The sequence below is a fragment of the Bacillus sp. AFS040349 genome, from assembly GCF_002577655.1.
In the GTDB taxonomy this organism is placed as follows: Bacteria; Bacillota; Bacilli; order Bacillales; family Bacillaceae; genus Metabacillus.
Genome location: NZ_NUMC01000061.1, coordinates 1 through 25,650, shown reverse-complemented (window position 1 = coordinate 25,650; position 25,650 = coordinate 1). Strand labels below are relative to the sequence as shown.

The window sequence follows — 25,650 nt, the reverse complement described above, 5'->3', positions numbered from 1 at the left end:
CTCTTCTTTTCTTATAGATTTATAGATTTGAAAAACCATATTTCTCTAGAATTGCTAAAGCATTTTCAGATTTCATATAGGTAAAGAAGACCTTTGCTTCTTCTACATTTTTACTTTCATTAATAACTCCTATTGGATAAATAATTGGTGTGTGTGTCCCCGCTTCTGCTGTTGCAATAACATTGACTTTGGAGGAAATAAGAGCATCTGTATTATAGACGATACCTGCATCGACATTTCCCGTTTCTACATAAGTTAACACTTGTCTTACATCTTTAGAGTACACAATTTTATTCTCAACACTTTCCCATTCCCCTATTGCTTCAAGCATTTCCTTTGCGTACTTTCCTGCCGGGACCGTTTCTGGGATGCCTATTGAAATTTTGTCCGCTTTTTCTTTTAAATTACTAAAGGACTCAATTCCTTTTTGGCTGTCTTTTGGGGTTACTAAAACAATTTTATTCCCAACTAAATCAACCGAATTACCTTCATTAATGAACCCTTTTTTTATCAATTCATCAAACTTATCCTCTGCTGCTGAGAAAAATAGGTCTGCTGGTGCACCTTGCAAAATCTGTTGTTGTAAAGTTCCTGAGCTTCCGAAATTAAACGTGACTTTGATGTTTTGATGCTCGTTTTCAAACTGAGTTTTTATTTCATTCAGTGCATCTGTTAAACTAGCAGCAGCGGAAACGGTGATCTCCACAACTTCCTGTGAATTTCCTTCCGTTTCCTGTCCTGATGAGCTACAGCCAGCTAAGCAGAATAGAAAAACAAATAATATAAATAGCTTTTTCAAGTTTACTCTCTCCTTGGTATCTTTCATCATACAGTCTATTTTAACTAATTGTATTGATTAAGTAATGAAAAACGACAAAATTTATATAAAATTTTCAATCTATTGTGATTATAAAAACGATGAGTTTTTTGACATCTTCAGAAATATGTTTGTAAGTAGTTTGGAGAAAAGAAAAATAATGCAATAAAATATGAAAAGGTAAAAATAATTCGCCCACTTATGAAGAAGAAAAAAATTGTGCATGACTAAAGTCGGCTTTAATATAAACGATAAAAATAGTGATAAAACAATAGAATATAAATAGAAGTTTTTATTATGATTTAATGTCCATTGGTAAACTAGAATAAACAGAACCGGAATTAATGCTGTATCTAAAGACAAATTTCCAGGTATATATGGTGTTAGTTCATATGGATATCCCCATAATCCTTGTTTATTTCCCCACGTATCTATTAGTCCGAACCATGTGTTGATATTAAAGCCATAAAATCCTAAGAGAAATATTTTTTTTCGATCAATAGTGAAATATAACACTAATAATGGAGTCAAAAACATTAGGACGAATATAAACCAAAATTGCCAAGATTGAAAGTTTGAGTATTGGTGCCAATATTCAACCCTTAAATCTGTAACATCTTTCATCATTGAATTAATTTTTTCATAAGTTTCCATTTGTTGTTGTTCCATATTAATTTTCAATAGTAACACTCCACTCATCGTCATTAATTCTATTTTTTGTAAAGAATAGGAAATAAATTCAAGAGTGGAAAAAAAACTTTTCATGACTACTTTTTTTATATCACTCCCTACCTACGGTAATAAAGAGCAATATCTTATTCCTTAAAGAAAACAGGTGCAGAATCAACATTTTTTAACCATATATTTTCTTCTCCATCTACCCCTTTTTTAATCCAAACATCGCCACGAGAGTCCTCGGTTGATTTTTTACGAACCCAAGTGATATAGGTAGAAACCGTTTGAGGGTCAATATCAATCTCATTACTTTTAGGATTAGTTATTTGAATTTGCTCGCTTGATTTTAGAGAAATAAGATAAAGGGCTGTATACATTGTAGGAACTGGTCCTTCTTCCCACTCTTTATTTTCTTTGGCACGAGCGACAATCATTCTTTCAGGAGAGTACCATTCTAAATCGAGATCGACATAACCTTTAGGTGTATATTCTCTTTGCTTTGACGTGGTAGGCATTTCTTTTATCTTGAGATTTTTGTTTTCAACAAAAAATCTTCCTTCTCCAGAAATATAAGCTAACTGTTCAGATGATGGTGCCCACTTTACCCAATCTGAATACCCTAGCATTTTCCCAACATGTTGGAATTGTTCTCCTTGCTCGGAAAGTACACATAAAGTGTTACTGTCCATAGACCATGATGCAGTTGGAACTCCTATGAAGCTAACCCATTTTCCGTTATAACTCCACTTAAAATAATCAGCATAAATGGCAAATAAATCAGGGATTGTTGTATTAATTGTATAAAATGATTTTATTTTATTTGAGTTCAGATTTGCATCTATAGGCATTCTAAAAAGCTGTACAGGTCCCCATCCTGTAGGAAGTAAGTTGGCCTGTGAGGAAACGATAAATTCTTTTCCATTTGGAAACCAGTCAAAACCGTTAACTCCTACTGCAACATTTTCAAAGCCTTGCGGACGACCCTCCTTCATTTTCGTTACATTTAACACGCCACCTGATGTATAGGCTAATTGATTTTTAATCGGTGACCATTTAAAATCAGATGTTTCGACAACTATGTAAGGCTTGTAATTTTCTTTCTTTTTTATATCATAGATGAACAAATTTGATGACTCACCCAGCTTATTGCTCTTGGTATATGCTATAAACTGTCCATCATATGACCATTGTGGCGAACTTACGCAGCCGCTATTTGTAAGTTGGATTTCTTGGCTACCATTCTTAATCCACAGTTGATGGTCCCTAACAAATGCTGCTTTTAGTGGGGCTTCAGCACTTGCAATGCTTGAAAAAAGAATACAGTGTAAAATAAGAAAAAATAAAATACGAAAACCCATGATGACTCCCTCCTTTTTAATAGGTTGTCCTAATCAAGTTTGAGAATTCGCATAATAAAAAACAGTAAGGAACCATTCCTTACTGCCTATTTGATCATAGTTTTAAATAAAGAAAATAGGTGTTATGAACACAATCAATAGCAAAATAAACGGATACATTACAAGTCGTGTGATCGAATTTCCTTTAATATTAAGTAGATCTATCGGGCTTTTTACAGGTGCATAAATCCAGTTTGCTATGCGGTCTACCTTACTTTTTGTAAGCGGGATATCCGGTACGTCAACTTGAAATTCCTCCAAATGGTTTTGAAGCTCCTTTGGAATCTCGTTTCTACTCATTCTTTTACCTCCAATAAAACCTTTAATTTTTTCAATGAAGCATGAAGTCTTGATTTCACAGTACCTATTGGAATCTCAAGAATATTAGCAATTTCCTTCTGTGTTTGATCATGATAGTAAGTTAAAAGGATAACGGCACGTTGGTCATCGGGGAGCTGTTGTATGGCTGATTGAATTGTTAGTTTATCTTCTACAGATAATTCTTGTTGTTCGTTTTGTTGATATAAAAAAGGCAAAAGCTTTTTAAAGCGACTCCGACGTTTCAAACGATTAATCATAATCTGATAAGCCATACGAAATAAAAAGGTTTTTAAACTAGATTTACTTTCATCAAAATTTCCCTGATACTTATGAAACCTTATAAACGTATCTTGCACAATATCAACGCTAAGTTGTTCATCTTGACAATATCGATAAACAAATTGATAGATTGAAGCTTTGTAGCTAACAAATATTTCTTCGATCGAATGTTTATCTCGCTTACCGTCATCATCAATTAAGAATTCTTTATTTAAACTCATGTGACCACCGTTCTTTTATCCCTTTAAAAACAAAAGCGATTCTTGTGATAAACCAAATAAATGTAAGTAAAGAAAATACAAATGTTTGATGCACAAAAAACTGGATCCACGGACTATCAATGTTATCGCCACGAAGTAAAAAAACAAAAAGCCCTGTAATACACAAAAATGTGTAAGCAGCTGCTAAAATAATCGTATAATCCCATCTCGTCCAGTGGAAATAGATGTCTGACTTACTAAAATCAATATCACCTTTTGATTTTCTAACTACTTTTTTATTCATCGTTGCGATTAACATAGCAAATGTCGTACCGAGTAAAACAGCAATAATAGTACCAATAAGCCAACCTAACGCCATGTGTTCCCCTCTCCTTTTCATTCTTTTACTAACTTATACAAGTAAATAGATGAAAAGGTTCATTTAATTTTGTAATAAGTAAAAATATTTTCTAAAAGTAATTGTACATCAAGTAATAATTTGCAGCTTGAATATTTGCATTAGTGAACCTAATGCTTTTAGGACTAATACAGCCGTCCAATCAAAGCCAAAATTAAATCATACTATACATCAACCTCATGTAAAGGAGGTGTAAGATATGAGTGGCGGATATGGTTACGGTGCAGGTTTTGCACTAATCGTTGTCCTATTTATCCTTTTAATCATCATTGGTGCTTCTTACGTTGGTGGAGGCTATGGTGGTTACTAATAAATAGGTGATTGAAGGCAGGCTATTTAAATAGTCTGCCTTTTTTATGTTGTCAGACAGAATGAATATTTAGTTATGGATGAACACCTACTTCAACTTTATTTATCCGTTCATCCGAATAATTACCTCGATCATATAAAAAGATAACGGTGAAAGGGGAATTGGTATGAAAGATCATAAAGAACCACAATTTAGGAGCGGTGAGCTTGCGCCCGATAAGTTAAAAGGCTATTACGGGATGGATCCAGAAATGAGTCTTCTGTCTGTAAACTTTGCAACAACTGAAAATCCATATCTTAACGAACATTACCAATTAGATTCTAAGGAAAATGAAAAAGAATAAAACACAAAAAGTCAGGCATTAGTTGAACTTAGCTCATGCCTGACAGTGTGAAAAACGTTATCCTATTCATTTAACAATTTCAATGTCTCTAACCCTATATTTTCATAGTGAACTTCCCCAAATTCACCAGACTTTGCATCTAAGTTAATTATAATCCGATCTGCTCCATCCTTGTGAACAGCACGAAAAATAACTGTCCACATTCCATCGTTTAAAATGCTGTCCTCTGATTCTATAGACATCCCTTCACCTTGATGTTCTTCAAACCACTTCTTCACTTCTTCCTTTTCCTTTGCTCTCTCTTTCGCTTGCTCAACAGTGAATATTTCAGGTTCTTGATCATTGTTCAGCTCTAAAGGAATTAAGGATACAAACGGTTCATTTTCATGTTTTTGGAAAGAAAAAGACACCTCATACATACCATTTAGTGCTTGAACCGTACTTTGATTTGTAAAGTTTACTTCACGCTTAAAGGTTACTTGTTTCTCAAAGGTTTCATTAGGCTCCATCTTCTTTAAATCTTTAGGGTCAAAAACACTTTCACAATTCACTTCGTCTCCATTACTTCTCACAAGATATAGATGTGCATCTTCTTTTTTTATAAAGATCATAAAAGGAATACCACATCGACCATTATAAATAATTGATTCTTTACTCGTATTAGTGATTGACGCGTTTAGTTTTATCTCTTTATCCACCTCAATAGTAGCTTCTAAAGCAATTCCATTCTCTTCAAATTCATGTGTGAGCACCTGCGTGTTACTTGATGATGGCTCATTTATACTACAAGCACTAATCAGTAGAACTAATAAGACAGCTGCTAATTTTTTCATTTCATCCCCCCTTCATTTATGAACAAATACTCTTTCCCCTATATTAAGATAAATGGTAATAATAGGTAAGTGTTTGTGTGAAATAATTGACAAAAGAATCAGTTTAACAAACTTACTATCAGTCTTTGTCCACATTTTCTTGAAAAAATAAAGACTTAAAAACTTATATTCTTTATTTTAAAGTTAAATAGGGGAATAAATCAAAGTTCAGAAAGGGAATTTTATAAATGAAAATTGAATCACCTAAAATACAAAATCAGCATGATTTACCATTGAAACATTTTACTGATATTTTCTATGAAGAAGATTTAGAATTAGAAATGTGTCAAATCAATGATGCATTATTTGAAAACGAAGTACTTCCTAAAGTGCGTTTATATAAGATGCTCTTTAAAAATTGTAAATTTAATTCTACAGACTTTTCAAATATTGATATCACAGATGTTACTTTTGAAAACTGTGACTTTTCCAACGCAAAAATGAATTCTTCTTCTATACATAGAGCTGAATTTATAAATTGTAAACTTCTGGGTGTGGATCTAACAGAGTCTAGCTTTGGTAATGTTCACTTTCATCATACTTTACTTAATTTATCAGGTTTTGGAAATTCTAAATTAGAAAAGGTGATTTTTCAAGATACATCATTAGAAAGCTCTGATTTTTATGAATGCAAATTTAAGAAGGTAGATTTTACAGATTGTAACATTAATGGTGCAAGCTTTGAAAGTACATCTCTTAAAGGTATAGATATTAGCACGTCTTCCTTTGAAACGCTAACTGTGTCATTATCAGATCTACAGGGGTGCAAAGTTTCTTCCTACCAGGCTGTTCAGTTTGCAGCGATATTAGGATTAGTTATTGTTGACTAATTTAATTGAATAATAGTTATCAGCAAAGCCATTCTTTTATGTGGCTTTGTTTTTCTTTGCAAATTTAATTTAGGACAATTAACCCAAGACTTTGCCCTTCATTTTTTTAGAGTAATATTTTAAAATATATAAAGGAATAAAGTGTCAACAACATACAAATATGGAGGAACTTTCAATGAAATTTAACTACCTAGATTCATATGAATTAAGAGATCTTTTTGAGAATAATTTAAATAATTTTGAAGAGTTACTTCTTACTGAGGCTGTTAATGTGAAAGATAAAATTCAAGAAATCTTACAAATAGGGAATATTGACCTGGTAAACAATGCTAAAAAGCTTGTTATTTATATAATTGATGGCAAAGAAGAAGAACTTCAACAGTTTGCGAAGCAAGAAGGAATTGCTTGGGCAACTCATTCCATTGACTTATCCTTTAAATTAGAGTGGGTGCAGGCTATTCGTAGGACAGTTTGGTATCTTATTAATGAGTTTAATAAATTAACGAAAGAACAGCTGAATGTTAATGAATTTTTCACTCTTGAAAAAGAAATAAATAACCACATAGATAATTTTTTAAACGCCTTCTTTATTAGTTATTCTACATACAAAGATTCATTGATTAATGCACAAAGAGAAATGGTTGAAAATTTATCTGTTCCAATAATACCAATAAATTCTTCTGTTTGTATTTTGCCACTTATTGGCACAATCGATGAATTCCGAACAGTTATTTTAGAGGAAAAAGTACTAACTGAAATTGGAGAATTACGCATTCAGACTTTGATTATTGACCTATCAGGAATCGCTGATATGGAAATTGAGGTGATCGACCACTTGTTAAAGATAATCGATGGAGCCGAAATGATGGGATGTAAATCAGTAATTACCGGATTAAGAGCAGAGGTAGTACGGAAAATGATACATCTTGGCATCTCATTTAACAAAAAGACAGATACATTAGGTACATTACAACAAGCTTTAAACGATTATTTACTTAAATAATAAGTCAAGAAAGACCCTAATACACAGGGTCTTTTTATTTTCTTTAAATTTTATGTTAAATTAAACTAGATTCAATCGAGTCTTTAAATACCTTCTTCGTATGTTTTATAAGATAATTGACTATCTTTGGATTGAAATTTTATTTATCAATCATCCTTAGTAAATTACTGTATATAAACAATAGTAACGTTTCCTTCAATAAAAAATAGAGAGTTTTACTACAAAATGCGAGTAGTCTTTCCCTCCCTTAACTTAATATGAATATTCATTGAAGTTCCTGAGCTAATATGGTTAGGTACATCTGTTAGATTAAGTAACTGTTTTACTTCAATCGTTTCTTTACTATTTCCTTCTATTGTAAACTTAAGGGGCCATTTAAATTCATGAGCGATTCCATTCGTACTTCTTCTTCAGGGGAAAATGAATCTAAAAATTCTAATTCAAATGAAACAGATTCACTGCTACGATAATGTAAAACAAGAGAGCATTCCCCATTTAATAAATCTTCACTCACACTATCAAAATGACAGATTCCATTTCCATCATATGAAATAGCTGTTATCCCCTTAGCAAAGGTTTCTTGATACATTGTTATCAAAAGTGTTGGTAAAAAAGAATAAATCAATACAACGAATACCATCGTTCTGAGATGATATTTCTTTAAGCCAATTACGAGTAAAAATAAGGCAATCACAAACAATACTGAACCAATAATACCGAGTACAATGTATCCGTCTTGATTTCGAATTGGAAGCATCATGAATGTAGCTCGTGCGTCTAGTGTTTTGTTATTAGGAAACGGGAAATAGAAACTCATACATATACATAAAATTACAGCTGAAACAATGAGTGCTAGTTTGCTTCTTACCATCTTAACCCTCTCTAAATAAGTATTCATTACATTTATTTTTATCGGTTTTTCTCATCGTTTCTTTTACTCCATATTCTTAAGTTAAAATTACTACTTTATTTAAAGACAATCAACTTTATGAATAAGACTGCTTCTCCACTTTATTTGTTTCAGCCAACTTCTCTTTCATTTGTTTTCGATCAATTGTAGGTGGGGAACCAAACATTCGAGAATATTCACGACTGAATTGTGACGGACTTTCATAACCTACCCGAAATGCTACATCAGCAGCATCTGTTAATTCAGTCATTAACAATCTCCTAGCTTCCTGAAGTCTTATTTGCTTTTGAAACTGAATTGGGCTCATTGTTGTCATCTCTTTGAAGTGCCTATGAATCGAAGCAACACTTAGATTTGCTCTTTCCGCCAGTTCCTCAATTTTAAATGGCTTGTCATAGTGCGTAATAATATGTTCGATAATGTCGCGAATATGATAGGCGTGATTCCCTTTTATAGTCAGTTGTTTAATAGCATCCCCATGTGGACCTTGTAACAGTTTATAGAGAATTTCCTTTTTAAATAATGGTGCTAGAACAGGGATATCTTTCGGATTTTCTAGTAATCGTGCTAGCCTAACTACCGCATCAAACATTGAGGTTTCCAATTTATCAACAAATACAGCACGTTTCGCATTTTTTCTCGGGTTTGCTTTAATGTCAGCATCACTTAAAAGCTCTACTATATCACCAGGATCAAATTCAAGTTTAAGAGACAAATATGGTTTGTTAGGATTTGCTTTTATTACTTGTCCTGTAATTGGTAGATCGACGGATGCAACAAAATAATCACCAGGACGATATCTAAATTTTTCTTGTGCAAGCATGTATTCCTTTTCCCCTTGAACGATCACACAAAAAGAGGGCTTAAAAACTCGATATCGCGGTTCAGTGGTTTGAGATTCATTGTAAAAAAATAAAGAAGAGATTTCAGTTTCATGATGACTATTTTGTTCTGAATACCTTTTTATCAGGCTAGCGAGCTCTTGCTGTTGATGATGTAATTGTTCAATCATAAGTTTCACCTCATAGTTTTTGACCTAATAGGCTCATTATAATACAGGCAACTCGTATTGCGTAAGTGCTTGTGATAGGATTAGGCAATTATGTGATACGTATTTTTATTCAATACTCATCCGTAGGTGTGATACGACTCCCAGGAGTAATAGTAACGAACAAACCGTTTTTTCAAAAGTTGTTCTTACTAATTGTTGTAAAAAACCAAAAGACCATAATATAACAAAAAAACAACTTATAACAGTCATTACTTTATTATATTTATAAAGTTTGTTTCCACCGATCTTTATCGTAAAGACTAATCCAATTATACAAATGAACATATTCATAATAGATATTGAAAACTGAGCTGCAAATGAGTCCGAACGTCCACCATTGACCCATGTATAAGGGATAATACTGCTAATAATAAGAACATGGATTAACATTGATAAAGAGTAAAAACAAATCCCCATATATAGAGCTGTTTTCAGTTTCATCTTTCTAAGTTTACCTACCATAAATCAGCCTCACTTTTTCATGTATTGGACGATTTTAGTTGCTTAGAAAATGAACAAGATAAAATAATCTCATTTCCCCTTAATCCGAATAGTTGTTCTGATGTTGAGGGGCCTTCGACACACGTACACGCTTCCTTCCTAATAAAGTCTATTGAAGAAAGCAAGTATTCATTCCATCTTGCAAATTACAACCTTATATACACTTTATTCCAAGCTCGTTTCTTTATAATCTACCATAAATAAGAAAAGCGCGAATGTTAATTATTCCACATTCGTGCTTCTATGTTGGAGACATTATAGAAAGCTATTTTTTAGCTAAAGCAGCCTGTACTATAGCTGAATGAAAAGTTTAATTTGCACACTTTCATTAGAAAAACATTTTTGCTAATTCCTCACGGTTGCCAGAAACTGAGCGTTTTAAAACAAATCCAGCTTCATTTAGATGAATTAGTAAATCATCTTGAAGCATGACCAAGTTTAGACGCGTAAATATATCATTTGCATTAAGTCTAAAGTCTTCAGTGATTGGGACAAAACCAACATGCATATGAGGCGTTTTTTCATCGTAATGAACGGTAGCATAGATGATATTTTCAGCTCCGTATCTTTTTTGAAGAAATTCTAATCCTTTCATAAAAAATCTCTTGATCTCTTTTTCTGATAACTTATTAAAGAAATCTTTTTCAGAACTAATCAGGATTTCACAAAGTCTCACAGCATCTTTTCGGATTTTCTTTTTAGAAAGAATGGCTTTCTCTATCCTTTTTTCCACAGCTTCTTGATAGTCTATCCTTTGAGGATTTAGGATGTCATAGTTTAAATGGGACTTCTCCTTATCAATATAAGGATTTGTTTTACTTACCCCTTCTCGTTGATTATGAAATTGAGCCTCAAGAATTTCAGAAGCTTTTAATTTTTGCATTTTTATAATAAAGAAATAACTCAATGGGTAAAACCTCTCCTCTCTGCAAATGAATGGTAAGGGACAAATCTTAGTGTTTTATGCTAATCTTTCAATATATAAATTTTCTCTTCTATAAATTGTAAATCTTTACACTCGTCAAAACCTTTCTTTGGACTTTTTCTCTTTATTATGGAGCATGTTAAAAAGTAAACGTTATCACATTCCTATCAAGTTTTTGCCTAATCCTATCAAGAGCATAAACAGCTAACCGTCGATCACTTAACAAAGTTAATTCATAGGAAATGTCTTGTAAACTTATGTTAATTCCTAGAGTTAACTAGAGGTCAAGTGAGTTCTTAATTTCCACTGCCACAGAAGTTACAATGTTCTACTTATCATTTATCAATCTGACCTAAATAAAAAAGCACAATCCAAGTTTAAAGTGAAATGGAGAAGGACAATGTGATGTAACTCCAAGAGGAGATGCACCTGGATTTGTGACGGTATTAGATGAACATCATTTATTTATTCCAGAACGACCAGGAAATAAAAGAATGGATTCCGTTCATAATATCATTTCCAATCCAAACATTGGGCTGCTTTTTTTCATTCCTGGATTAGGAGAAACATTAAGAATCAACGGGAAAGCTTATATTTGTCGTGATCCTGAACTTCTAGAAAAAAGTATGGTAAATGGAAAAAGCCCTTTATTTGGTCTATTAGTAGAAGCGCAAGAATGTTATGTCCACTGTGCGAAAGCTTTTATACGATCACAGCTATGGGATGCTGATTCGTGGTTAGCGAAAGAGGCTCTTCCCTCAGCTCCACAAATGTTGGTTGCGCACTCCAAATTACCAAATGTTTCATCAGATCAAGTTGCAAAGGAATTGAATGAAAGCTACACACAACGGCTTTATTAAATCATTTAAACTAGTTTGCTAGTATTTATTTCACTAAAATGAACACCCCTTTAATTATGGGGTGTTCATTTTAGTTTCACTTTCAATGTCTCTTCCCTAAACTTTTTTATCTAATTTCTAAGTTTCTCAGCAAGTTCCTCTAGTTCCTTAGGCTTTTGTATAAGATAGTGTCGTCCGTCCTTCTCCAAATATCCCCTCTCACAAAATTGCGAAAGAACATGTAAGAGATGTCGATAGGATACACCTAAAAAGTCACAAACAGTAACATGCTTTTCTTTATAAATTCCTTCATCTGCCGTTTTCATAATGAAATCAGCTAGTCTATTTTCAAGTGGGAATGCAAAGCTTTGAGAGGATTTGGCGGCCATTTTTGTTGCTTTCGAACTGAGAAATTTGCATAATTCACGTAAAAATGCTGCATCTTCCATCATCTGTGATCGGCATTGCTGAAAAGGAATGGCAAAGCATACCGTTTTCGTTGAGGTTTGAATTCCCTTTGTATAATAAACTTTGTGCAATAATTCCATTTCTCCGATGAAATCATTTTCATGAATAAAATTTAGTAAAGAAACTTTACCATTTTGATGTGTAATATAAATTTTTGCATTTCCTTCAATCACATAAAATAAAAAATCAGGTCTATTTCCTTCTTGGATAATCCATTCCCCGCGTTTATACTCACGGACTTCTATAAACTCTTCAATAGGAAAAGAAAATAAATGTGTAATCGAATAATGATCTAAGTAGTACTGTCTTTGCTCTTGTTTATAAATTTTCATTCTACACCTCAAAATATGAGATTTCTCATATTATTGTACCTATCTCCATGCTAACATGTAAACATTGGAGGGAAACAAAATGAATACATACCAATGGATGAGTAAACGTTTTTTTATTTTTTATATGACTTGGGGCATTTTTCTTCCATACTGGACGGGATGGATGATTATTGAAAAAGGAATTACAGTTTCTCAAGCTAGTTTAATTATGAGTCTCGGCCTTGTGGCTAGAGGGCTTTCAACATTATTTGCCTTTCCTTATCTATCTGAAAAATTTAGTGCAAAGACCATACTAAATGGAATGGCGATCGGAACACTTATAGCAATTTTATGTTATATTCCTGCTGATTCCTTTCCTAGCTTACTTGCTGTTACGTTTTTTCTACATGTTTTTTATCCAACCTTAATGCCTGCTTTAGATAGTGCGGCTGGATACCTTGTACAAAGTAAGCAGTTAAAGCATTATGGAAAAAGTCGTTCATGGGGATCGATCGGATTCGTAGTAGCGGGTCTTATCTTAACGGTTTTAACTGGGGCTTTTGGAGATTCCGTTATTTTATGGGTATTGCTAATTGGAATAATGGCGTTCATTGTTCTGTTAGTTTTGCGCGCACCAGATATTCTAACTGAGAAACCAAAAATTGATCCTACTAAAAAAGGTGGCATTCGTGAATTATTTCGCATCAAGTATTTTGGATTAGTGCTGATGATCGTGATCCTACTGCAAGCAGCTCATGCCTCTTATTACAATTATGGGTACATTTATTTACAAGAAATAGATGCACCAAAATATTTAATCGGTGTGATTATCAATATTGGCGTCATTGCAGAAATTATTTTCTTTCTACTTGCAGACAAGAAATTTCAAAAATTTTCAGTTGGCTCCTTACTAGCAATGGCAGCTCTTGGTTCAACCGTTCGATGGATTTTAGTATTTGCCTTCCCAAATGTGATTGTCTTTAGTTTTGCCCAAACATTACATGCCTTCTCTTTTGCAATGGGTCACTATGCTTTTATGAAATACTTAATAAATAATATTCCGCATACAAAGATTCCAATGGCACAAGGTGTATATTCTGCCCTTGCACTCAGCTGGAGCACGGCTGTATTTACGATTTTTGGCGGCTATTTATACGAAATTGAACCAAGATACGCGTTTATTGGGATGATTATCTGTACAATTCCATCCATGCTGTTTGCCCTTTTGTATCGTCATTTAGCGAATAAAAAGGAAGTGACGATTGTTCGTAATGAAACGATGGTTGATCATTAATCGATACTTTTCCATTTTGGGACATCTCTTACCTTTTAGTGAGAATGTCCCTTTTTTATTTCCGCAAAACGCCAAACGAGCAAAGCTATCATCTTCCTTCTACTATTTGAGCAAAATCGTCAATAGTAGTTGAATACTTTACATAAATTCGCGGTAAAAGATAAAGTTCATTTTTAATCCCTTTATTAGAAAAGTATTCAGGAGTTGTTGTGAGTCCAAAAGAATAATATTTCTTCGTTTCATCTACAACTTTGTTATTTGCATTGCCATAGGGATAGGCAAGTGCAATAACTGGTTCTCCTGTTATGTTATAAATTTTATCTTTTGAATCTTTGAGTTCATGTTCAAATTTGGTTATCTTCGTTAAATCAGGATGTGTTGCCGTATGAGATTGGATGGAAATGATACCAGAGTCAGACAACATCTTTAAATCTGCAGATGATAAACGGTTAGATCGTCCGATAAAGTCACTAATCACAAAAATAGTCGCTGTTGGCTTAAAGCGTTCATTCTCTAGCTTTTTAAAGATAGCAAATGCATGTAAATTATTTTTGTATCCATCGTCAAAAGTTATAAAAATCGGCTTCTCTACTTTATCAAGATCTTGCCATCGTTCAAAAGTCAGTAAGGTAAACCCATTGTCTCGTAGATACCTCATTTGGTTTTCAAAATTTTCAGGTGTAACGTACAACTCCTTGTCACCAAGTCCTTTAAATTCGTCAATGGAATGATAAATTAAAATCGGAACTTGTTGTTGAGCTGAAATATGTATTGGAAATACTAATGTAACAAAGCACAATAACATTGTTATGATTGGTTTCATATTTTTCCTCGCTTTTCATTCTTTTACCTTTATTGTTCCGAATAATACAAAGTTAATGAAAAAACACCTCTTCATTAAGTTTAATGAGGAGGTGCACAATACTTATGTGAGTTAAAAATAAAGATACAGCATTTTCTTTTGTCGATTTTCCATGCTAGCTTTTAAGATAATAGCAACAATGACTAATAAAATGAAAAGTACGGCAATCAGAATAAATTCTGAACAACGCTCATTTCTTTTATTTAGATAAAGAACTGGTTTCGGGAGTTCGGAAGTAGGTCGTTTGTGAACATTTAATGTTCGAAGAGAAATGAACCCAATGATAATAAGCAAAACAAATAAAATGATAACAAGAACCCATCCAATATCTTTAGAAACTTGAGGATATTGATCAAGCATTTTTTCTTCCCCCTTTTATGTAAAGGGCCCTCTAATCAGCATCGTATGACGAAAATGTCAGATTGTTTACTGTATCATATGATTGAAACGTTTATTATGTATGGACTTTAGAGCTTGTTTGAAATATTAAAACAGAAAGACTCCTTTATAGGAGCCTCCTGTATAAAACCGATTGTTTTTATAGTCTTAGTACCAAGGATTTCCGTACCCATAACCACCGTATCCTCCATGTCCATAACCACCAGTTGTATAACTTGCTCCAACAATGATTAGAAGGATAAACAACACAACAATAAGTGCAAAGCCTGCACCATAACCGCCTACTGCTTCACTCATTTTCCTTCACCTCCCAAATTTCTCAATTCTCATAGTATGTTGCACTAGTAAATTCGTTTGGGCTTTTGCATTAATTTTTTGAATGAACTAATAAAACTGGGCCTATTTCTAAGTGCTAATTCCGCCTAAGTGCTACAGTATAGCCCACTCTTTGATTTTCTTGAAATACATTAGAGTTAAGAAAATGTAAGCAGTGAATAAACATGAATTTTCCGTTTGAATGAAACTTACAGAAATAAATAGCATTTTTATATCATTTTTTGGTAATTCATCTTAAATTAATATTGGTTTAATCTCATTTTGAGATATATAATAAAACCAAGAAGTTCAAGAAAGGTTTACATGCGTAACTTCTAAATAAGGAGGATTTCAAATGAGCCAACAAGTTAGAGATTTCAAAGTGAATGATTTACTAAAAAAACACAAATTTAACGAAAAAGAAATTGCTGAAATGGATGATTCACAAATTGAATATTTTCACTGGCTCTATTTCGAAGATTCTGTATACGATTATATGTAATTATTAATATAAAAAATATATAAGCTATTGTGCTAAGAGCACAATAGCTTTTTTAGTGTTAAATGAATAGTTTTGGTTTTCATTAAATTTATGAACGACAGTTAGCGTCAGATCATAACTAGTTTTGTTGTTCATCCACCTCATGAACGACAGAACGTATTCCGTTCCGGCCAGTTTTGTCGTTCATCCACCTAATGAACGACAGAACGCATTCCATTCCAGTCACATTTGTCGTTCATTCACCTTATGAACGACAGAACGCATTCCGTTCCGGCCACTTTTGTTGTTCATCCACCTAATGAACGACAGAACGCATTCCGTTCCGGCCAGTTTTGTCGTTCATTCACCTTATGAACGACAGAACGCATACAATTCCAGTCACTTTTGTCGTTCATTCACCTTATGAACGACAGAACGCATACAATTCCAATCACTTTTGTCGTTCATCAACCTCATGGGGACAAGAAACCTGTCCCCACGGCCCTTTCCCCACGGCCTTTTATTTCATTAGTTCTTGTGTGAATTGAATGAGATAGGTAGCTTGTTCTGTTGTTAGTTCTTTGTCTGTTTTAGCTTTAACATGGTTGATGAAAGCATTTAATTGTCCGTTTCTGGCTTTTGTATTATTTTTTTCAGCTGACTTTTTAGCAGCTTCTAATTTTTTAAGATATGGTTGGAAATTAGCTTCCTTTCCATTTTCTATGAGAAATTGTTGTGTTAAGTTTGCTAAGCTATCATACTCTACTTTTATTAAAATTGAAATGGAGCTATTTGTTTTGTTGCCGGCTAGGTCGATTGCTTCAGCAGTAAACTCATGATTTCCTACTCCAAGCTGGTAGGCTGGCTGTGTGTTCTCCTTACAAGTAGAAGAATCTATGCCAGATAGAGCGTCAACAGCTTCGCAAGTAACATTTATTTCTTCATCGATACCAAATTCTATTCCATCTTCAAGGTTAAAGGTAATGACCGGTGAAGTTGTGTCTAGATTTATGGCTACTTCTTTCTTATCTTCAACATTACCAGCTTCATCCTCACTCCAATAGTGAATAATATGCTTACCGTCTTCTTGAATTGTAACAGTATTTCCTGATTGTTCAGAGCCATTATTTACTTTAAAATACGTATTCTCTACCTCAGACTCATTGTCAACTGCTGTAAAGTTAATTTTTACAGCTTCTTTGTACCAATTGTTCTGAGCTGCTCCAGTTATTTCATGAGTTGTTTCAGGTGCATTTTCATCATTTTTCCCACCAGACACTAAATAAATATTAGGTGATGGTGGTTCTTCCATTCCTTCACCAATATAAAAACTAGGGTGTGGAGGTTGGTTGTAGCCAACATTTTGCCATGCGATGGATTGTCGATATTGAGCATCATGCATGAGAGTAAAAATTTTATGATCGGTTACAGCTGTTGTTGTGTAAAGGCGTAACGCACTGCTGTCTTCTGTTCTCCAAATCGCTTCTTCTCTCCAGTCACCTAAAAGATCAGCCTGTAAAGAAGGAGTACCCTTTGTTGAGTTATTGGAGTAAGTACCTTCAGCAAGTAATAGATTCTCAAGTTTTTTGTCTTCGTGATTCCATTTTGCGATTGTACCTGTTCCTACTCCTTTATTAGCATCCCATTTATGATCGAGCAATTCTCGTAAAAGATCTCCATCCCACCAAATACCGAAGTTTGAAGATGGAATATTTTCAGAGATTTTCTCACCAGTAGCTGAATACAAACCACCAGTTGTACTATTCCATTCACCTGAAATAGCCCATGCCTCAGCACCATCATAAGTAGGATCAATATCAGCCGTCATACCACGGCCAGTATCTTCACCAGTTTTAACGCCCCAGATGAATTCACCTGTTTCAGCATCACGAAGATCATAGCCATATTTTGCATCGGTATGCTCTTGTACGGAGAAAATTTCAAGTCCTGGACGATTAGGATCTAAATCACTAACATGAAGGGCGTCACCATGACCTAATCCAGAGTTATAAAGACCAGAGCCATCATCATCGATCGTCATTTGACCATAGACAATTTCATCTTTTCCATCATGGTCAACATCAGCGACGCTTAAGCTATGATAGCCTTGACCCGCCCAGCTACTATAGCCTTCATTATTCGTATCAAATGTCCATTCTTTTGTTAGCTTCCCATCTCTAAAGTTATAAGCTGTCACAACGGTTCTAGTGTAATAGCCTCTGGCCATAATAAGACTAGGTTTCTCACCGTCTAGATACGCAACTCCAGCAAGGAAACGATCGACACGGTTACCATATGAATCACCCCAAGATGAGACATCACCACGTTGTGGGTCATAGTCAGTTGTGACAAGTTCCTTACCAGTTTCACCCTCAAATACTGTGAGATATTCTGAGCCTTGAAGGATATAACCTGATGAATTTCGATGATCCGCATCTTTCTTACCAATTACGTTTCCTTGTCCATCCACTGTTCCATCGGCCGTTTTAAAAGCAATCTCTGCTTTCCCGTTTCCATCAAAATCGTAAACGATGAACTGAGTGTAATGGGCTCCTGCACGAATATTTTTACCAAGATCAATTCTCCACAGTTTTGTTCCATCCAACTTGTATGCATCGATATACACATTTCCAGTGTATCCAGCATGTGAATTGTCTTTTGCATTTGATGGATTCCATTTTACAATAATTTCATACTCGCCATCACCGTCAAGATCTCCAACACTTGCATCATTTGCGGAATACGTATAAGGATCTCCTAATGGTGTGACACCATCCTTTGGTTTTTCAAGTGGAATGTCTAAGAAGTTATTGCTTAAAACATTTGCGCGATCTTTTGACTTCTTTTCTTTCCCATCTAAAACTGCGCGTACCTCGTAAACGTCATCTACGGTTCCTTCTTTGTCAACGAAGTTTGTGCTGTCTGAAAGAGGTGAAGTGTTAATTTTTTCATCGTTTCGATATAAGTTGAATGACACATCTTTAGGATCTGTTCCTAATAATCTCCAACCTAGATAAACGCCTTCATCTGTTTTAACAGCTACGAGACTGCGATCAATCGATTCCATTTGTCTTTTTAGTACTGTTACTGCCGGTGTTTCAAGGCTTTCAGATTGTTCAGAGATTCCACCAGCATTTACAGCAGCAACCTTATAGTAGTATTTAATAGTGGTTAAAACCGTTTTATCTGTATATTTCGTATCACTTGTTTTACCAACTAATTGATATGTGCCATCTTTCTTTTTAGCTCGATAAACATTATATGTTTTTGCTCCTTCCGTTTTGTCCCAGCTAAATGTTAGATCATTTTTATTCACGTCACCAAGCTTAAGGTTTACGGGTGCATTTGGAACAGAAACAGATGAATCAATCATTGATACAGCTAATGGCATAGAAGGAACTGTTTCGATATTCGCTCTATCAATCGTAGTAACTGTGTATTCATATTCCATACCAACATCGATACTAGTATCTTTGTAAGAATTCGTTGCTGATGTACCAATAAGCTCTACCTTATTAGTTCCTGCAACTTTTCGGTAAATATTATATTTTGCTGCATCCTCTACTGCTTTCCATGATAGATTAATAGACGGATTTTCAGGATCAATCGATATTTCAGCAGCCTTCAGTTCTGATGGTGCGAGTAAAATCGGCGTAAGCTCAAGACCATTTGCAATTCCAGTAGATCCTTTAAAATTCACATTCATTTGACCATCTGTTACAGATACATCAGAGAATACCTTTGACGTATAATTTCGGCTTGAAGCATTTACTGGGCCAAGATCTTTACCCTCTATCGATACGTCTGTTCTAGCACTTCCAAGGAAATCAGCGACATGAACCTTCACAGCATACAATCCATTTGGTACATCCACTTTAAATTCCCAACCAACGTTAAAATAGCCTAGCCAATCACGTGTTACGTCTCGAAGTGGTGTATCTCCATCTCCACGGTCACGTGTGATCATGCCTGTATTATCTTTAATTCCATATCCTCTTTCTTCAGTATATACGGTATTCAGATCAACATTCGTAAACCCCTCTGCAACAGGACTACCAACTGGTCCGAAATCAAACTTCAGAGTTGCTTCTTTTGTTTTGATTTCAACAACATCTGAACGATCGGACTCTCCTTTTCCGTTTACAGCAACAACTTGAAGTTGATAGGTTTTTCCTTCGTTCATTCCCGATAAGCTAATTCTAGGAATAGTTGAGGTACCAGCTAAAACATAATTCTCTTCTGTTGAGAGTTTACGATAAATTTTATAAATATCTGTATTCTCAACTTCATCCCAAGTTAATACTGCCCCGGCATTGCTGATGCTGCTTGCCGTTACACCAGAAGGCTTGTTTGGAACATTTGCTGGAGGCTCAACGTCTGTAACATATGAAGCTAGCGGACTGCTTAACTCTTTAATTCCAGACGATAAAAGGCGTGCAATTTGAATCGCGCCATATTCCTGGAAGTGGGTATCATCTTGTGAACCATTTGGAAACGCTTGATAAATACCTGGCTCTGTATGAAGGAATACAGAAAGAGTTCCAATAGGACCAATTGAGTTATAATATTCACGGCTAAGTGTACTTAAATCAACCAACTCAACATCAAGTTCAGCTGCCACTTCTTTCATACCTTCTACATATTCTGGAAAACTTACATTAAAAATGCCTGTTTCTGAATTAAAATCACGTCGACCAACAGGTGTAACTAAAATTGGAGTGGCACCACGTTGTCTTGCTCCATTAATATAGGTTTTTAAATAATTTTTATAATCTGGAACTGATGCATAACGCTCAGGTCTGCTGATGGTAGCATCGTTATGTCCAAATTGAATAAGAAAATAATCATCAGGACGGATTTCTGTCAAAATATGATCTAATCTTCCTTCGAAAATAAACGACTTAGAACTTCTTCCACCTATAGCATGATTGTCAAAAAGAATGTCATCATTAAAGTATCGTGGAATCATCTGTCCCCAACCTGCTTCAGGCTTCCAATATTCATCATATGTTTGCACAGTAGAGTCACCTGCAATATAGACAGTTGGCTTCTCACCTGCATCACGTTTAGCTAGTTCTGTAATAATAAGTCCGTTAATTTTTGGATTACTGCCAGTAAGCTCAACATTCAATTGTCCGTCTACTAATGCAATAGAAAAACTACGATCAATGAATTCTCCTGCGGCAACAGCTGTATCCTGAATCTTTTGAATGGTTTCAGCTTTCACACCTATATTTGTAGCTTCCTTCGAATCTCCCGCAATAACTGATACAGAATAATCACCATTTGGCAAATCTACATTAAAACTTGTTTCCTTTGTTGAAATAAAATCAGACTGCAATGCGTCAGTTGCTCCATTGTCTCCTGAAACGACCTTTGATGGATCTTGAAAACCATATCCAACGTCTTCGCTATAAGCAGATTCCTCTGAGACTTTGCTATATCCTTCTTTTACTGCACTTGATGATGTTCCAAAATCAAATTTTTTCGTTAATACATTTTCCTCTGCCTTTGCAGCTTGAAAACTAATAGGAAAATTAGATAGCACTAGCATGGCACTTAATAATATTGCAGCATGCTTCCTACCTTTTCTCATACCTTTCATAAGTTCACTACCTTTCGTTATTGAAAATAGTCACCTTATGCCTTGTCGAGTTGAATGTATCCCTCCCTTCACCATTTTTGAAAACCCTTACAAAAGTACATAATAGATGTTGTCAGAATATTTAGATATATAAAATTCAGACATTCTCGTTTAAAAAACAGATATGATTTATAAGTAGTTCTTTTTGACTATCCAAATTTCTCTGGGTTATAAATCCTTTTTCTTAGTAACTTTGCAAATGTCATGACAAATGGATTAGTAAATCAGTACACTTATAGGAATTTTGTTTACATCCCTTTTTTATATCATTTTCTGATAAATCATCTTAAATTAATATTGGTTTAATCTCATTTTGAGATATATAATAAAACCAAGAAGTTCAAGAAAGGTTTACAAAGCATAACTTCTTTATATTAGGAGGATGTAAAATGAGCCAACAAGCTAGAGACTTTAAAGTGAATGATTTATTAAAAAAACATAAATTTAACGAAAAAGAAATCGCTGAAATGGATGATTCACAAATCGAATATTTTCACTGGCTCTATTTCGAAGATTCTGTTTATGATTATATGTAAGTGTTAAGATAAGAAATATAAAAGCTATTGTGCACATGTTGGCACGATAGCTTTTTTAATAGTTAAATATTAATAAGTTTTTTCCTTCATAGTGGCTATGAAGACCATTAGTGGTGGTTTTGGTAGGAGTTTTGGTCTTCATCGGGGTTATGAAGACCATTGCCGGTGGCTTGGATGAAAGAGTTATTCTTCATCGCAATTATGAAGACCATTAGTAGCTGTACCGCTAAAAGTATTAGTTATCATTTAGTTCATGATCAACAGTACGGGCTCTTTCCTTCCCACTTTTGTCGTTCATGAACCGACATTGCCTTCTTGCCTTTTTAGCTTTAAATTTAACGAAATCTACTATACTCTTTAATGAAATAATAAAAAGACCAGACCCCCAGTTAAGTAGATAACTAAGATTCTGGCCTTAAAAATATTCATCCTCTTAACTTCACATCATGCTTTTCTTCATACATCCTTTTATCTGCTACACTATATAGTTCATCCATGATTTCTCCATCAAGAGGATAACGACTAACACCAATACTAGCAGAAAGAGTCATTTGTCCTGAACCTGTTCGCTTCATCGGAATAGCTAATTGCTTGCGAATTTGCTTGATAATGGTTTCTGTTTTATCAATATTTAGTAACAAAACAAATTCATCACCGCCTAGTCTTGCGGTATGATGTTCAGCTCCAGCTGCTTCTTGTAAGATTGTTGCAAGGTATCGTATAGCATGATCGCCTGCTTGATGTCCTAATGTATCGTTTATTTTCTTTAATTTATTAAGATCTAGCAAAACAAGGTCAAACATTTCTTTTCTACTTATAAGCTCTTGAATTTTTATTTCAAAAGCAGCCCGATTGGATAATCCTGTTAAAATATCGTGGTATGCGAGATAATACTCATGTTTCACCTTATTTTTGGCTTCTGTAACATCTTTTACCATAACAAACTGAAGTGTCTTTCCTTCTAGTAAAATAAAGTCGGAATCAAACGACAATATTGTTTCTTCCCCTTTTATATTCACAAAAGAAAGTTCTTCGTCAGTAAGCCTAATTCGATTTTGAAAAAATGTTTGATGTGCTTTTATAAACTTTTCTTTATCAACACCATTTAAAAAAGACAGAATCGAATTTTGAATAAGTTCCTTATTGCTAACACCTAGATAATTGGCTACCTGAGGACTAGCCTCATGAACAACCGCATCTTCATCCATAAGGAGGATCCCTAGTGGAGATCGCTGAAACAAGATGTTATATCGTTTCTCATACGATGATAAATAATCATATTTTGACATACTAAGGAAAATGGCGTATGCCCAAAATAATGAACCGTGCGGAATTAAGAAAGTGATAAATGATAAATTCGTATTTTGTAAAAGGATGGAGCCTACCAACATCGTTAAGGTCCATACAAAAAATAAGATCATACCTTTGAACCATAATACTGCAGCTTGATTTCCCTTTTTCATTTCCTTTATGGTTAAAAATACGTTTACTATAAGATACGCAAAATCCACAATCCATAACAAGATCAGACCGGGACCTGGAATAAACATAGGTTTTAATGCGGTCTCATCAAATTCGTTTAACATCCATGAATCAAAAGGAATCGTTGCAATCACAACGATTCCTGGAATAAATAATAGCTTAAATAATTTCCCGTTTTTCATTTTATACATATTAGCATTGATTAAAAAAAGATGCAGGGATAACAAAGCACTAACGGCAATTGACCCATTTATCCAGTAAACAACAATTTTATCAAGATACTTAGGATAAATAAGGCTAGATGTAAATACCCCAAAAAACCATAGAGACGACGATAGAAAAAATAAACTACATGTAATATGCTTCCGACACTTTCGATTATGACCATAAACCATACCTGCCAAAAAAATAAAAATAATCGCAGGAATCAGATACATGATACTGAAAAAGAAAATTTGCAAAACCCTCACCTACTAATTAACACTAATATGTTATAATTTCTCGCTTATATTTTGGAACCCAATTTCATATAAAGAATACTGACAAAACACAAAAAAACTGCTTACACAGCAGTTTTTTGACATGATTTGTAACCCGGCTATCATGCTGTGCGTAGACCCGTGGCTTTGCGTCCTATGCTTTCACATAGTTTGCCAGAAATATATGATTAACTTCATTATAGTCTATTTTTACTAGGAATAAAATACTGTTAGATAGTAATGGGTTCTGCCAATTTATGACTTCTACATAAAAGCCTGAGATGTATATTGAGTATTGGTATATTACCCATTGAAAGAAGATTAGGCAAACTTCTTTAATTACTATTAATGAACCAACGCTTGACTCATTAATCATTGTAATTGAAACAGGACTTGAGCAACAAAACAAGGATTGGTCGCAAAAAAGCAGTACATTGAGATTGACGAGATCACCTCGTTAACGTTTAAAACATTTTTAAGCAATATGAACTGCAATTAGTTTTTCTCCAATCGTTAATTGATGTTTAGGAGAAGAAAAAGTAAGAAAGGAAAGAATGCACTCTTCCCTTTTTAATGTGGTTCAATATGGATATGAACTCTTTCGATATTATAAATGTCTCGGAGTCTTTCCTCGATTTTATCTGTAATACCATGTCCTTCTACTACGGAAAGAGTAGATTTCACAAACACGATCGCATCTACTGTTGTTTGATTTCCTGATACGCGAGCCTTTATATCTTTTACAAACGTAACTCCTGGTGTATTTTTAATCGTTTCTTCTATCTCTTTTAACTTTTCCGCATCAAAGCCATCTGTTAAATCATGAACAGCTTCTCTAAAAATCCCATATGCAGTATGAATGATAATCAGCCCGACAATACCCGCAACAATTGGATCTAAAAAGCCCCAGCCTAAATATGCTCCAACAATCCCAATTACGGCACCTATACTAACTAACGCATCAGAACGGTTATCCTGAGAAGCTGCATATAGTGCCTTACTTTCAAGTTTTTTGGATAAATTGCGGTTATATCGATAAACAAAAAACATAAAAATAGCACAAAATAACGCAACGAATGCCGTAAACAGCTGTGGTGTAGTCTCTGCCGGAGATCTTAGATTATTAAAAGCATCAACAATAACTTGTATACCAACTGTAAACATAATGATTGAAGCAATTAATGAGGCAATCGTTTCTGCTCTTGAATGACCATATTTATGATTTTCATCGGCAGGCTTTTGGGCAATCCTTAATCCGACTAAAACAGTTACAGATGCAATTACGTCTGTTAAGTTATTTAACCCATCAGCTTTTAATGCATCTGAATTCCCAATATAACCGGAAATTAGTTTAACTGTAGATAGAAAAACATAAGCGGCTATGCTAATCCATACACCTTTCTCGGCTTTCTTTAAATTTGTATTTTCCATCATTTCCTCCTACTACGACCTGAAACTTATGTAAGTATAGTAATTAGCTTTTATTGGGTATTTTATTACTGTGAGGAAATGGAGCATTAAAAAATAAAAAAAAGCAACTATCATATCATAGTCGCTTTTTCAACATCTTTTCCTCTTCCAAGATAAATTCAACGATTTCCTCAAGTGTTAATTTGTCACTATGCTGAATGGAAATCCCCTTTTTCATTAATTCACTGTCTAGGTTAGAAACGTATTGTCAAAACTTC

At 34.3% G+C, this 25,650-nt stretch carries 24 protein-coding genes, 2 pseudogenes and 1 riboswitch; of the genes and pseudogenes, 8 read left to right on the top strand and 18 right to left on the bottom strand.

Annotated features, from left to right (window positions below; genetic code table 11):
- Positions 1–19 precede the first annotated feature (19 nt).
- The 6 genes from modA to COD11_RS14150 form a co-directional block, all read right to left on the bottom strand.
- Entirely contained in the window at positions 20–799 is a 780-nt protein-coding gene (modA, locus tag COD11_RS14175; RefSeq protein WP_255301625.1) for a molybdate ABC transporter substrate-binding protein, read from the bottom strand.
- A 108-nt stretch (positions 800–907) separates the two neighbouring features.
- The gene (locus tag COD11_RS14170; protein WP_231309572.1) at positions 908–1,498 is read right to left on the bottom strand and encodes a CBO0543 family protein; all 591 of its coding nucleotides are present in this window, start codon (positions 1,496–1,498) and stop codon (positions 908–910) included.
- A gap of 134 nt (positions 1,499–1,632) precedes the next feature.
- Positions 1,633–2,850, bottom strand: coding sequence for a TolB family protein (locus COD11_RS14165; RefSeq protein WP_098797553.1), 1,218 nt, complete (start codon positions 2,848–2,850; stop codon positions 1,633–1,635).
- 102 nt (positions 2,851–2,952) lie between these two features.
- Positions 2,953–3,189, bottom strand: coding sequence for a hypothetical protein (locus COD11_RS14160; RefSeq protein ID WP_098797552.1), 237 nt, complete (start codon positions 3,187–3,189; stop codon positions 2,953–2,955).
- On the bottom strand, positions 3,186–3,710 hold the full coding sequence (locus COD11_RS14155; RefSeq protein WP_098797551.1) for an RNA polymerase sigma factor: 525 nt from the start codon (positions 3,708–3,710) through the stop codon (positions 3,186–3,188). The genes COD11_RS14160 and COD11_RS14155 overlap by 4 nt, the downstream gene beginning before the upstream one ends.
- Positions 3,697–4,068: a hypothetical protein gene (locus COD11_RS14150; RefSeq protein ID WP_098797550.1), complete on the bottom strand. Its 372-nt coding sequence runs from the start codon at positions 4,066–4,068 to the stop codon at positions 3,697–3,699. The genes COD11_RS14155 and COD11_RS14150 overlap by 14 nt, the downstream gene beginning before the upstream one ends.
- Before the next feature lie 238 nt (positions 4,069–4,306).
- Between COD11_RS14150 and COD11_RS14145 the strand changes: the two genes are divergently transcribed.
- Both COD11_RS14145 and COD11_RS26895 read left to right on the top strand, forming a co-directional pair.
- Positions 4,307–4,417: a YjcZ family sporulation protein gene (locus COD11_RS14145; protein ID WP_098797549.1), complete on the top strand. Its 111-nt coding sequence runs from the start codon at positions 4,307–4,309 to the stop codon at positions 4,415–4,417.
- Between the two features lie 166 nt (positions 4,418–4,583).
- Positions 4,584–4,760, top strand: a complete 177-nt coding sequence (locus COD11_RS26895; RefSeq protein ID WP_176551094.1) for a hypothetical protein — start codon at positions 4,584–4,586, stop codon at positions 4,758–4,760.
- A gap of 62 nt (positions 4,761–4,822) precedes the next feature.
- Here the strand turns inward: COD11_RS26895 and COD11_RS14140 are convergent, their stop codons facing one another.
- Positions 4,823–5,593, bottom strand: a complete 771-nt coding sequence (locus COD11_RS14140; RefSeq protein ID WP_098797548.1) for a hypothetical protein — start codon at positions 5,591–5,593, stop codon at positions 4,823–4,825.
- Between the two features lie 227 nt (positions 5,594–5,820).
- Here COD11_RS14140 and COD11_RS14135 point away from each other — a divergent pair, with 227 nt between their 5' ends.
- Complete coding sequence (locus COD11_RS14135; protein WP_098797547.1) at positions 5,821–6,462, top strand: pentapeptide repeat-containing protein; 642 nt, start codon at positions 5,821–5,823, stop codon at positions 6,460–6,462.
- Between the two features lie 175 nt (positions 6,463–6,637).
- Positions 6,638–7,465: an STAS domain-containing protein gene (locus COD11_RS14130; RefSeq protein ID WP_098797546.1), complete on the top strand. Its 828-nt coding sequence runs from the start codon at positions 6,638–6,640 to the stop codon at positions 7,463–7,465.
- Between the two features lie 352 nt (positions 7,466–7,817).
- On the opposite strand, the gene COD11_RS14125 is transcribed toward COD11_RS14130, so the two are convergent.
- The 4 genes from COD11_RS14125 to mobV all read right to left on the bottom strand — a co-directional run bounded on the left by COD11_RS14125 (position 7,818) and on the right by mobV (position 10,834).
- Positions 7,818–8,336 carry a hypothetical protein gene (locus COD11_RS14125; protein WP_255301624.1) on the bottom strand — a complete coding sequence of 173 codons (519 nt, stop codon included), beginning with the start codon at positions 8,334–8,336 and terminating at the stop codon, positions 7,818–7,820.
- Between the two features lie 115 nt (positions 8,337–8,451).
- Positions 8,452–9,387: an AraC family transcriptional regulator gene (locus tag COD11_RS14120; protein ID WP_098797545.1), complete on the bottom strand. Its 936-nt coding sequence runs from the start codon at positions 9,385–9,387 to the stop codon at positions 8,452–8,454.
- A 105-nt stretch (positions 9,388–9,492) separates the two neighbouring features.
- On the bottom strand, positions 9,493–9,888 hold the full coding sequence (locus COD11_RS14115) for a hypothetical protein (protein ID WP_098797544.1): 396 nt from the start codon (positions 9,886–9,888) through the stop codon (positions 9,493–9,495).
- Between the two features lie 367 nt (positions 9,889–10,255).
- Entirely contained in the window at positions 10,256–10,834 is a 579-nt protein-coding gene (gene mobV, locus COD11_RS14110; RefSeq protein ID WP_098797543.1) for a MobV family relaxase, read from the bottom strand.
- A 404-nt stretch (positions 10,835–11,238) separates the two neighbouring features.
- On the opposite strand from mobV, the pseudogene COD11_RS14105 reads away from it, so the two are divergent.
- A pseudogene (locus tag COD11_RS14105) lies at positions 11,239–11,712 on the top strand (MSMEG_1061 family FMN-dependent PPOX-type flavoprotein); the annotation flags it as partial.
- Positions 11,713–11,822: 110 nt separating this feature from the next.
- Here COD11_RS14105 and yeiL read toward each other — a convergent pair.
- Positions 11,823–12,491: a transcriptional regulator YeiL gene (gene yeiL, locus COD11_RS14100; protein ID WP_098797541.1), complete on the bottom strand. Its 669-nt coding sequence runs from the start codon at positions 12,489–12,491 to the stop codon at positions 11,823–11,825.
- A 79-nt stretch (positions 12,492–12,570) separates the two neighbouring features.
- Here yeiL and COD11_RS14095 point away from each other — a divergent pair, with 79 nt between their 5' ends.
- Positions 12,571–13,764, top strand: a complete 1,194-nt coding sequence (locus COD11_RS14095; RefSeq protein WP_098797540.1) for an MFS transporter — start codon at positions 12,571–12,573, stop codon at positions 13,762–13,764.
- An 88-nt stretch (positions 13,765–13,852) separates the two neighbouring features.
- Here the strand turns inward: COD11_RS14095 and COD11_RS14090 are convergent, their stop codons facing one another.
- From COD11_RS14090 to COD11_RS28200, 3 genes and pseudogenes are all read right to left on the bottom strand, one after another.
- On the bottom strand, positions 13,853–14,587 hold the full coding sequence (locus tag COD11_RS14090; protein ID WP_098797539.1) for a polysaccharide deacetylase family protein: 735 nt from the start codon (positions 14,585–14,587) through the stop codon (positions 13,853–13,855).
- 111 nt (positions 14,588–14,698) lie between these two features.
- Positions 14,699–14,986, bottom strand: a complete 288-nt coding sequence (locus COD11_RS14085; RefSeq protein WP_098797538.1) for a hypothetical protein — start codon at positions 14,984–14,986, stop codon at positions 14,699–14,701.
- 249 nt (positions 14,987–15,235) lie between these two features.
- A pseudogene (locus COD11_RS28200) lies at positions 15,236–15,322 on the bottom strand (YjcZ family sporulation protein); the annotation flags it as partial.
- Between the two features lie 373 nt (positions 15,323–15,695).
- Here COD11_RS28200 and COD11_RS26890 point away from each other — a divergent pair.
- Positions 15,696–15,842, top strand: coding sequence for a hypothetical protein (locus COD11_RS26890; protein WP_162987328.1), 147 nt, complete (start codon positions 15,696–15,698; stop codon positions 15,840–15,842).
- 499 nt (positions 15,843–16,341) lie between these two features.
- Here the strand turns inward: COD11_RS26890 and COD11_RS27870 are convergent, their stop codons facing one another.
- Positions 16,342–21,426: a rhamnogalacturonan lyase family protein gene (locus COD11_RS27870; protein WP_098797536.1), complete on the bottom strand. Its 5,085-nt coding sequence runs from the start codon at positions 21,424–21,426 to the stop codon at positions 16,342–16,344.
- A 428-nt stretch (positions 21,427–21,854) separates the two neighbouring features.
- Here COD11_RS27870 and COD11_RS26885 point away from each other — a divergent pair, with 428 nt between their 5' ends.
- Positions 21,855–22,001 (top strand): hypothetical protein, encoded by a 147-nt coding sequence (locus COD11_RS26885; RefSeq protein ID WP_162987329.1) that lies wholly within the window; start codon positions 21,855–21,857, stop codon positions 21,999–22,001.
- Positions 22,002–22,426: 425 nt separating this feature from the next.
- Here the strand turns inward: COD11_RS26885 and COD11_RS14070 are convergent, their stop codons facing one another.
- Both COD11_RS14070 and COD11_RS14065 read right to left on the bottom strand, forming a co-directional pair.
- A complete protein-coding gene (locus COD11_RS14070; protein ID WP_141549690.1) occupies positions 22,427–23,944 on the bottom strand; it encodes a sensor domain-containing diguanylate cyclase in 1,518 nt (505 codons plus the stop codon).
- A 124-nt stretch (positions 23,945–24,068) separates the two neighbouring features.
- A riboswitch (cyclic di-GMP riboswitch) is annotated at positions 24,069–24,148 on the bottom strand.
- Between the two features lie 384 nt (positions 24,149–24,532).
- Positions 24,533–25,396 (bottom strand): cation diffusion facilitator family transporter, encoded by an 864-nt coding sequence (locus tag COD11_RS14065; RefSeq protein ID WP_483296295.1) that lies wholly within the window; start codon positions 25,394–25,396, stop codon positions 24,533–24,535.
- Positions 25,397–25,650: the final 254 nt, after the last annotated feature.

What these genes read in the sequence shown, in the direction of transcription:
- COD11_RS27870 (WP_098797536.1), bottom strand. Translation starts at nt 21,426, where the DNA reads ATGAAAGGTATGAGAAAAGGTAGGAAGCATGCTGCAATATTATTAAGT.
- COD11_RS14120 (WP_098797545.1), bottom strand. Translation starts at nt 9,387, where the DNA reads ATGATTGAACAATTACATCATCAACAGCAAGAGCTCGCTAGCCTGATA.
- COD11_RS26895 (WP_176551094.1), top strand. Translation starts at nt 4,584, where the DNA reads ATGAAAGATCATAAAGAACCACAATTTAGGAGCGGTGAGCTTGCGCCC.
- COD11_RS14090 (WP_098797539.1), bottom strand. Translation starts at nt 14,587, where the DNA reads ATGAAACCAATCATAACAATGTTATTGTGCTTTGTTACATTAGTATTT.
- COD11_RS14115 (WP_098797544.1), bottom strand. Translation starts at nt 9,888, where the DNA reads ATGGTAGGTAAACTTAGAAAGATGAAACTGAAAACAGCTCTATATATG.
- COD11_RS14130 (WP_098797546.1), top strand. Translation starts at nt 6,638, where the DNA reads ATGAAATTTAACTACCTAGATTCATATGAATTAAGAGATCTTTTTGAG.
- COD11_RS14150 (WP_098797550.1), bottom strand. Translation starts at nt 4,068, where the DNA reads ATGGCGTTAGGTTGGCTTATTGGTACTATTATTGCTGTTTTACTCGGT.
- COD11_RS14140 (WP_098797548.1), bottom strand. Translation starts at nt 5,593, where the DNA reads ATGAAAAAATTAGCAGCTGTCTTATTAGTTCTACTGATTAGTGCTTGT.
- COD11_RS26885 (WP_162987329.1), top strand. Translation starts at nt 21,855, where the DNA reads ATGAGCCAACAAGCTAGAGACTTTAAAGTGAATGATTTATTAAAAAAA.
- COD11_RS26890 (WP_162987328.1), top strand. Translation starts at nt 15,696, where the DNA reads ATGAGCCAACAAGTTAGAGATTTCAAAGTGAATGATTTACTAAAAAAA.
- COD11_RS14065 (WP_483296295.1), bottom strand. Translation starts at nt 25,396, where the DNA reads ATGATGGAAAATACAAATTTAAAGAAAGCCGAGAAAGGTGTATGGATT.
- yeiL (WP_098797541.1), bottom strand. Translation starts at nt 12,491, where the DNA reads ATGAAAATTTATAAACAAGAGCAAAGACAGTACTACTTAGATCATTAT.
- COD11_RS14145 (WP_098797549.1), top strand. Translation starts at nt 4,307, where the DNA reads ATGAGTGGCGGATATGGTTACGGTGCAGGTTTTGCACTAATCGTTGTC.
- COD11_RS14165 (WP_098797553.1), bottom strand. Translation starts at nt 2,850, where the DNA reads ATGGGTTTTCGTATTTTATTTTTTCTTATTTTACACTGTATTCTTTTT.
- COD11_RS14160 (WP_098797552.1), bottom strand. Translation starts at nt 3,189, where the DNA reads ATGAGTAGAAACGAGATTCCAAAGGAGCTTCAAAACCATTTGGAGGAA.
- COD11_RS14155 (WP_098797551.1), bottom strand. Translation starts at nt 3,710, where the DNA reads ATGAGTTTAAATAAAGAATTCTTAATTGATGATGACGGTAAGCGAGAT.
- COD11_RS14085 (WP_098797538.1), bottom strand. Translation starts at nt 14,986, where the DNA reads ATGCTTGATCAATATCCTCAAGTTTCTAAAGATATTGGATGGGTTCTT.
- COD11_RS14135 (WP_098797547.1), top strand. Translation starts at nt 5,821, where the DNA reads ATGAAAATTGAATCACCTAAAATACAAAATCAGCATGATTTACCATTG.
- COD11_RS14125 (WP_255301624.1), bottom strand. Translation starts at nt 8,336, where the DNA reads ATGGTAAGAAGCAAACTAGCACTCATTGTTTCAGCTGTAATTTTATGT.
- COD11_RS14095 (WP_098797540.1), top strand. Translation starts at nt 12,571, where the DNA reads ATGAATACATACCAATGGATGAGTAAACGTTTTTTTATTTTTTATATG.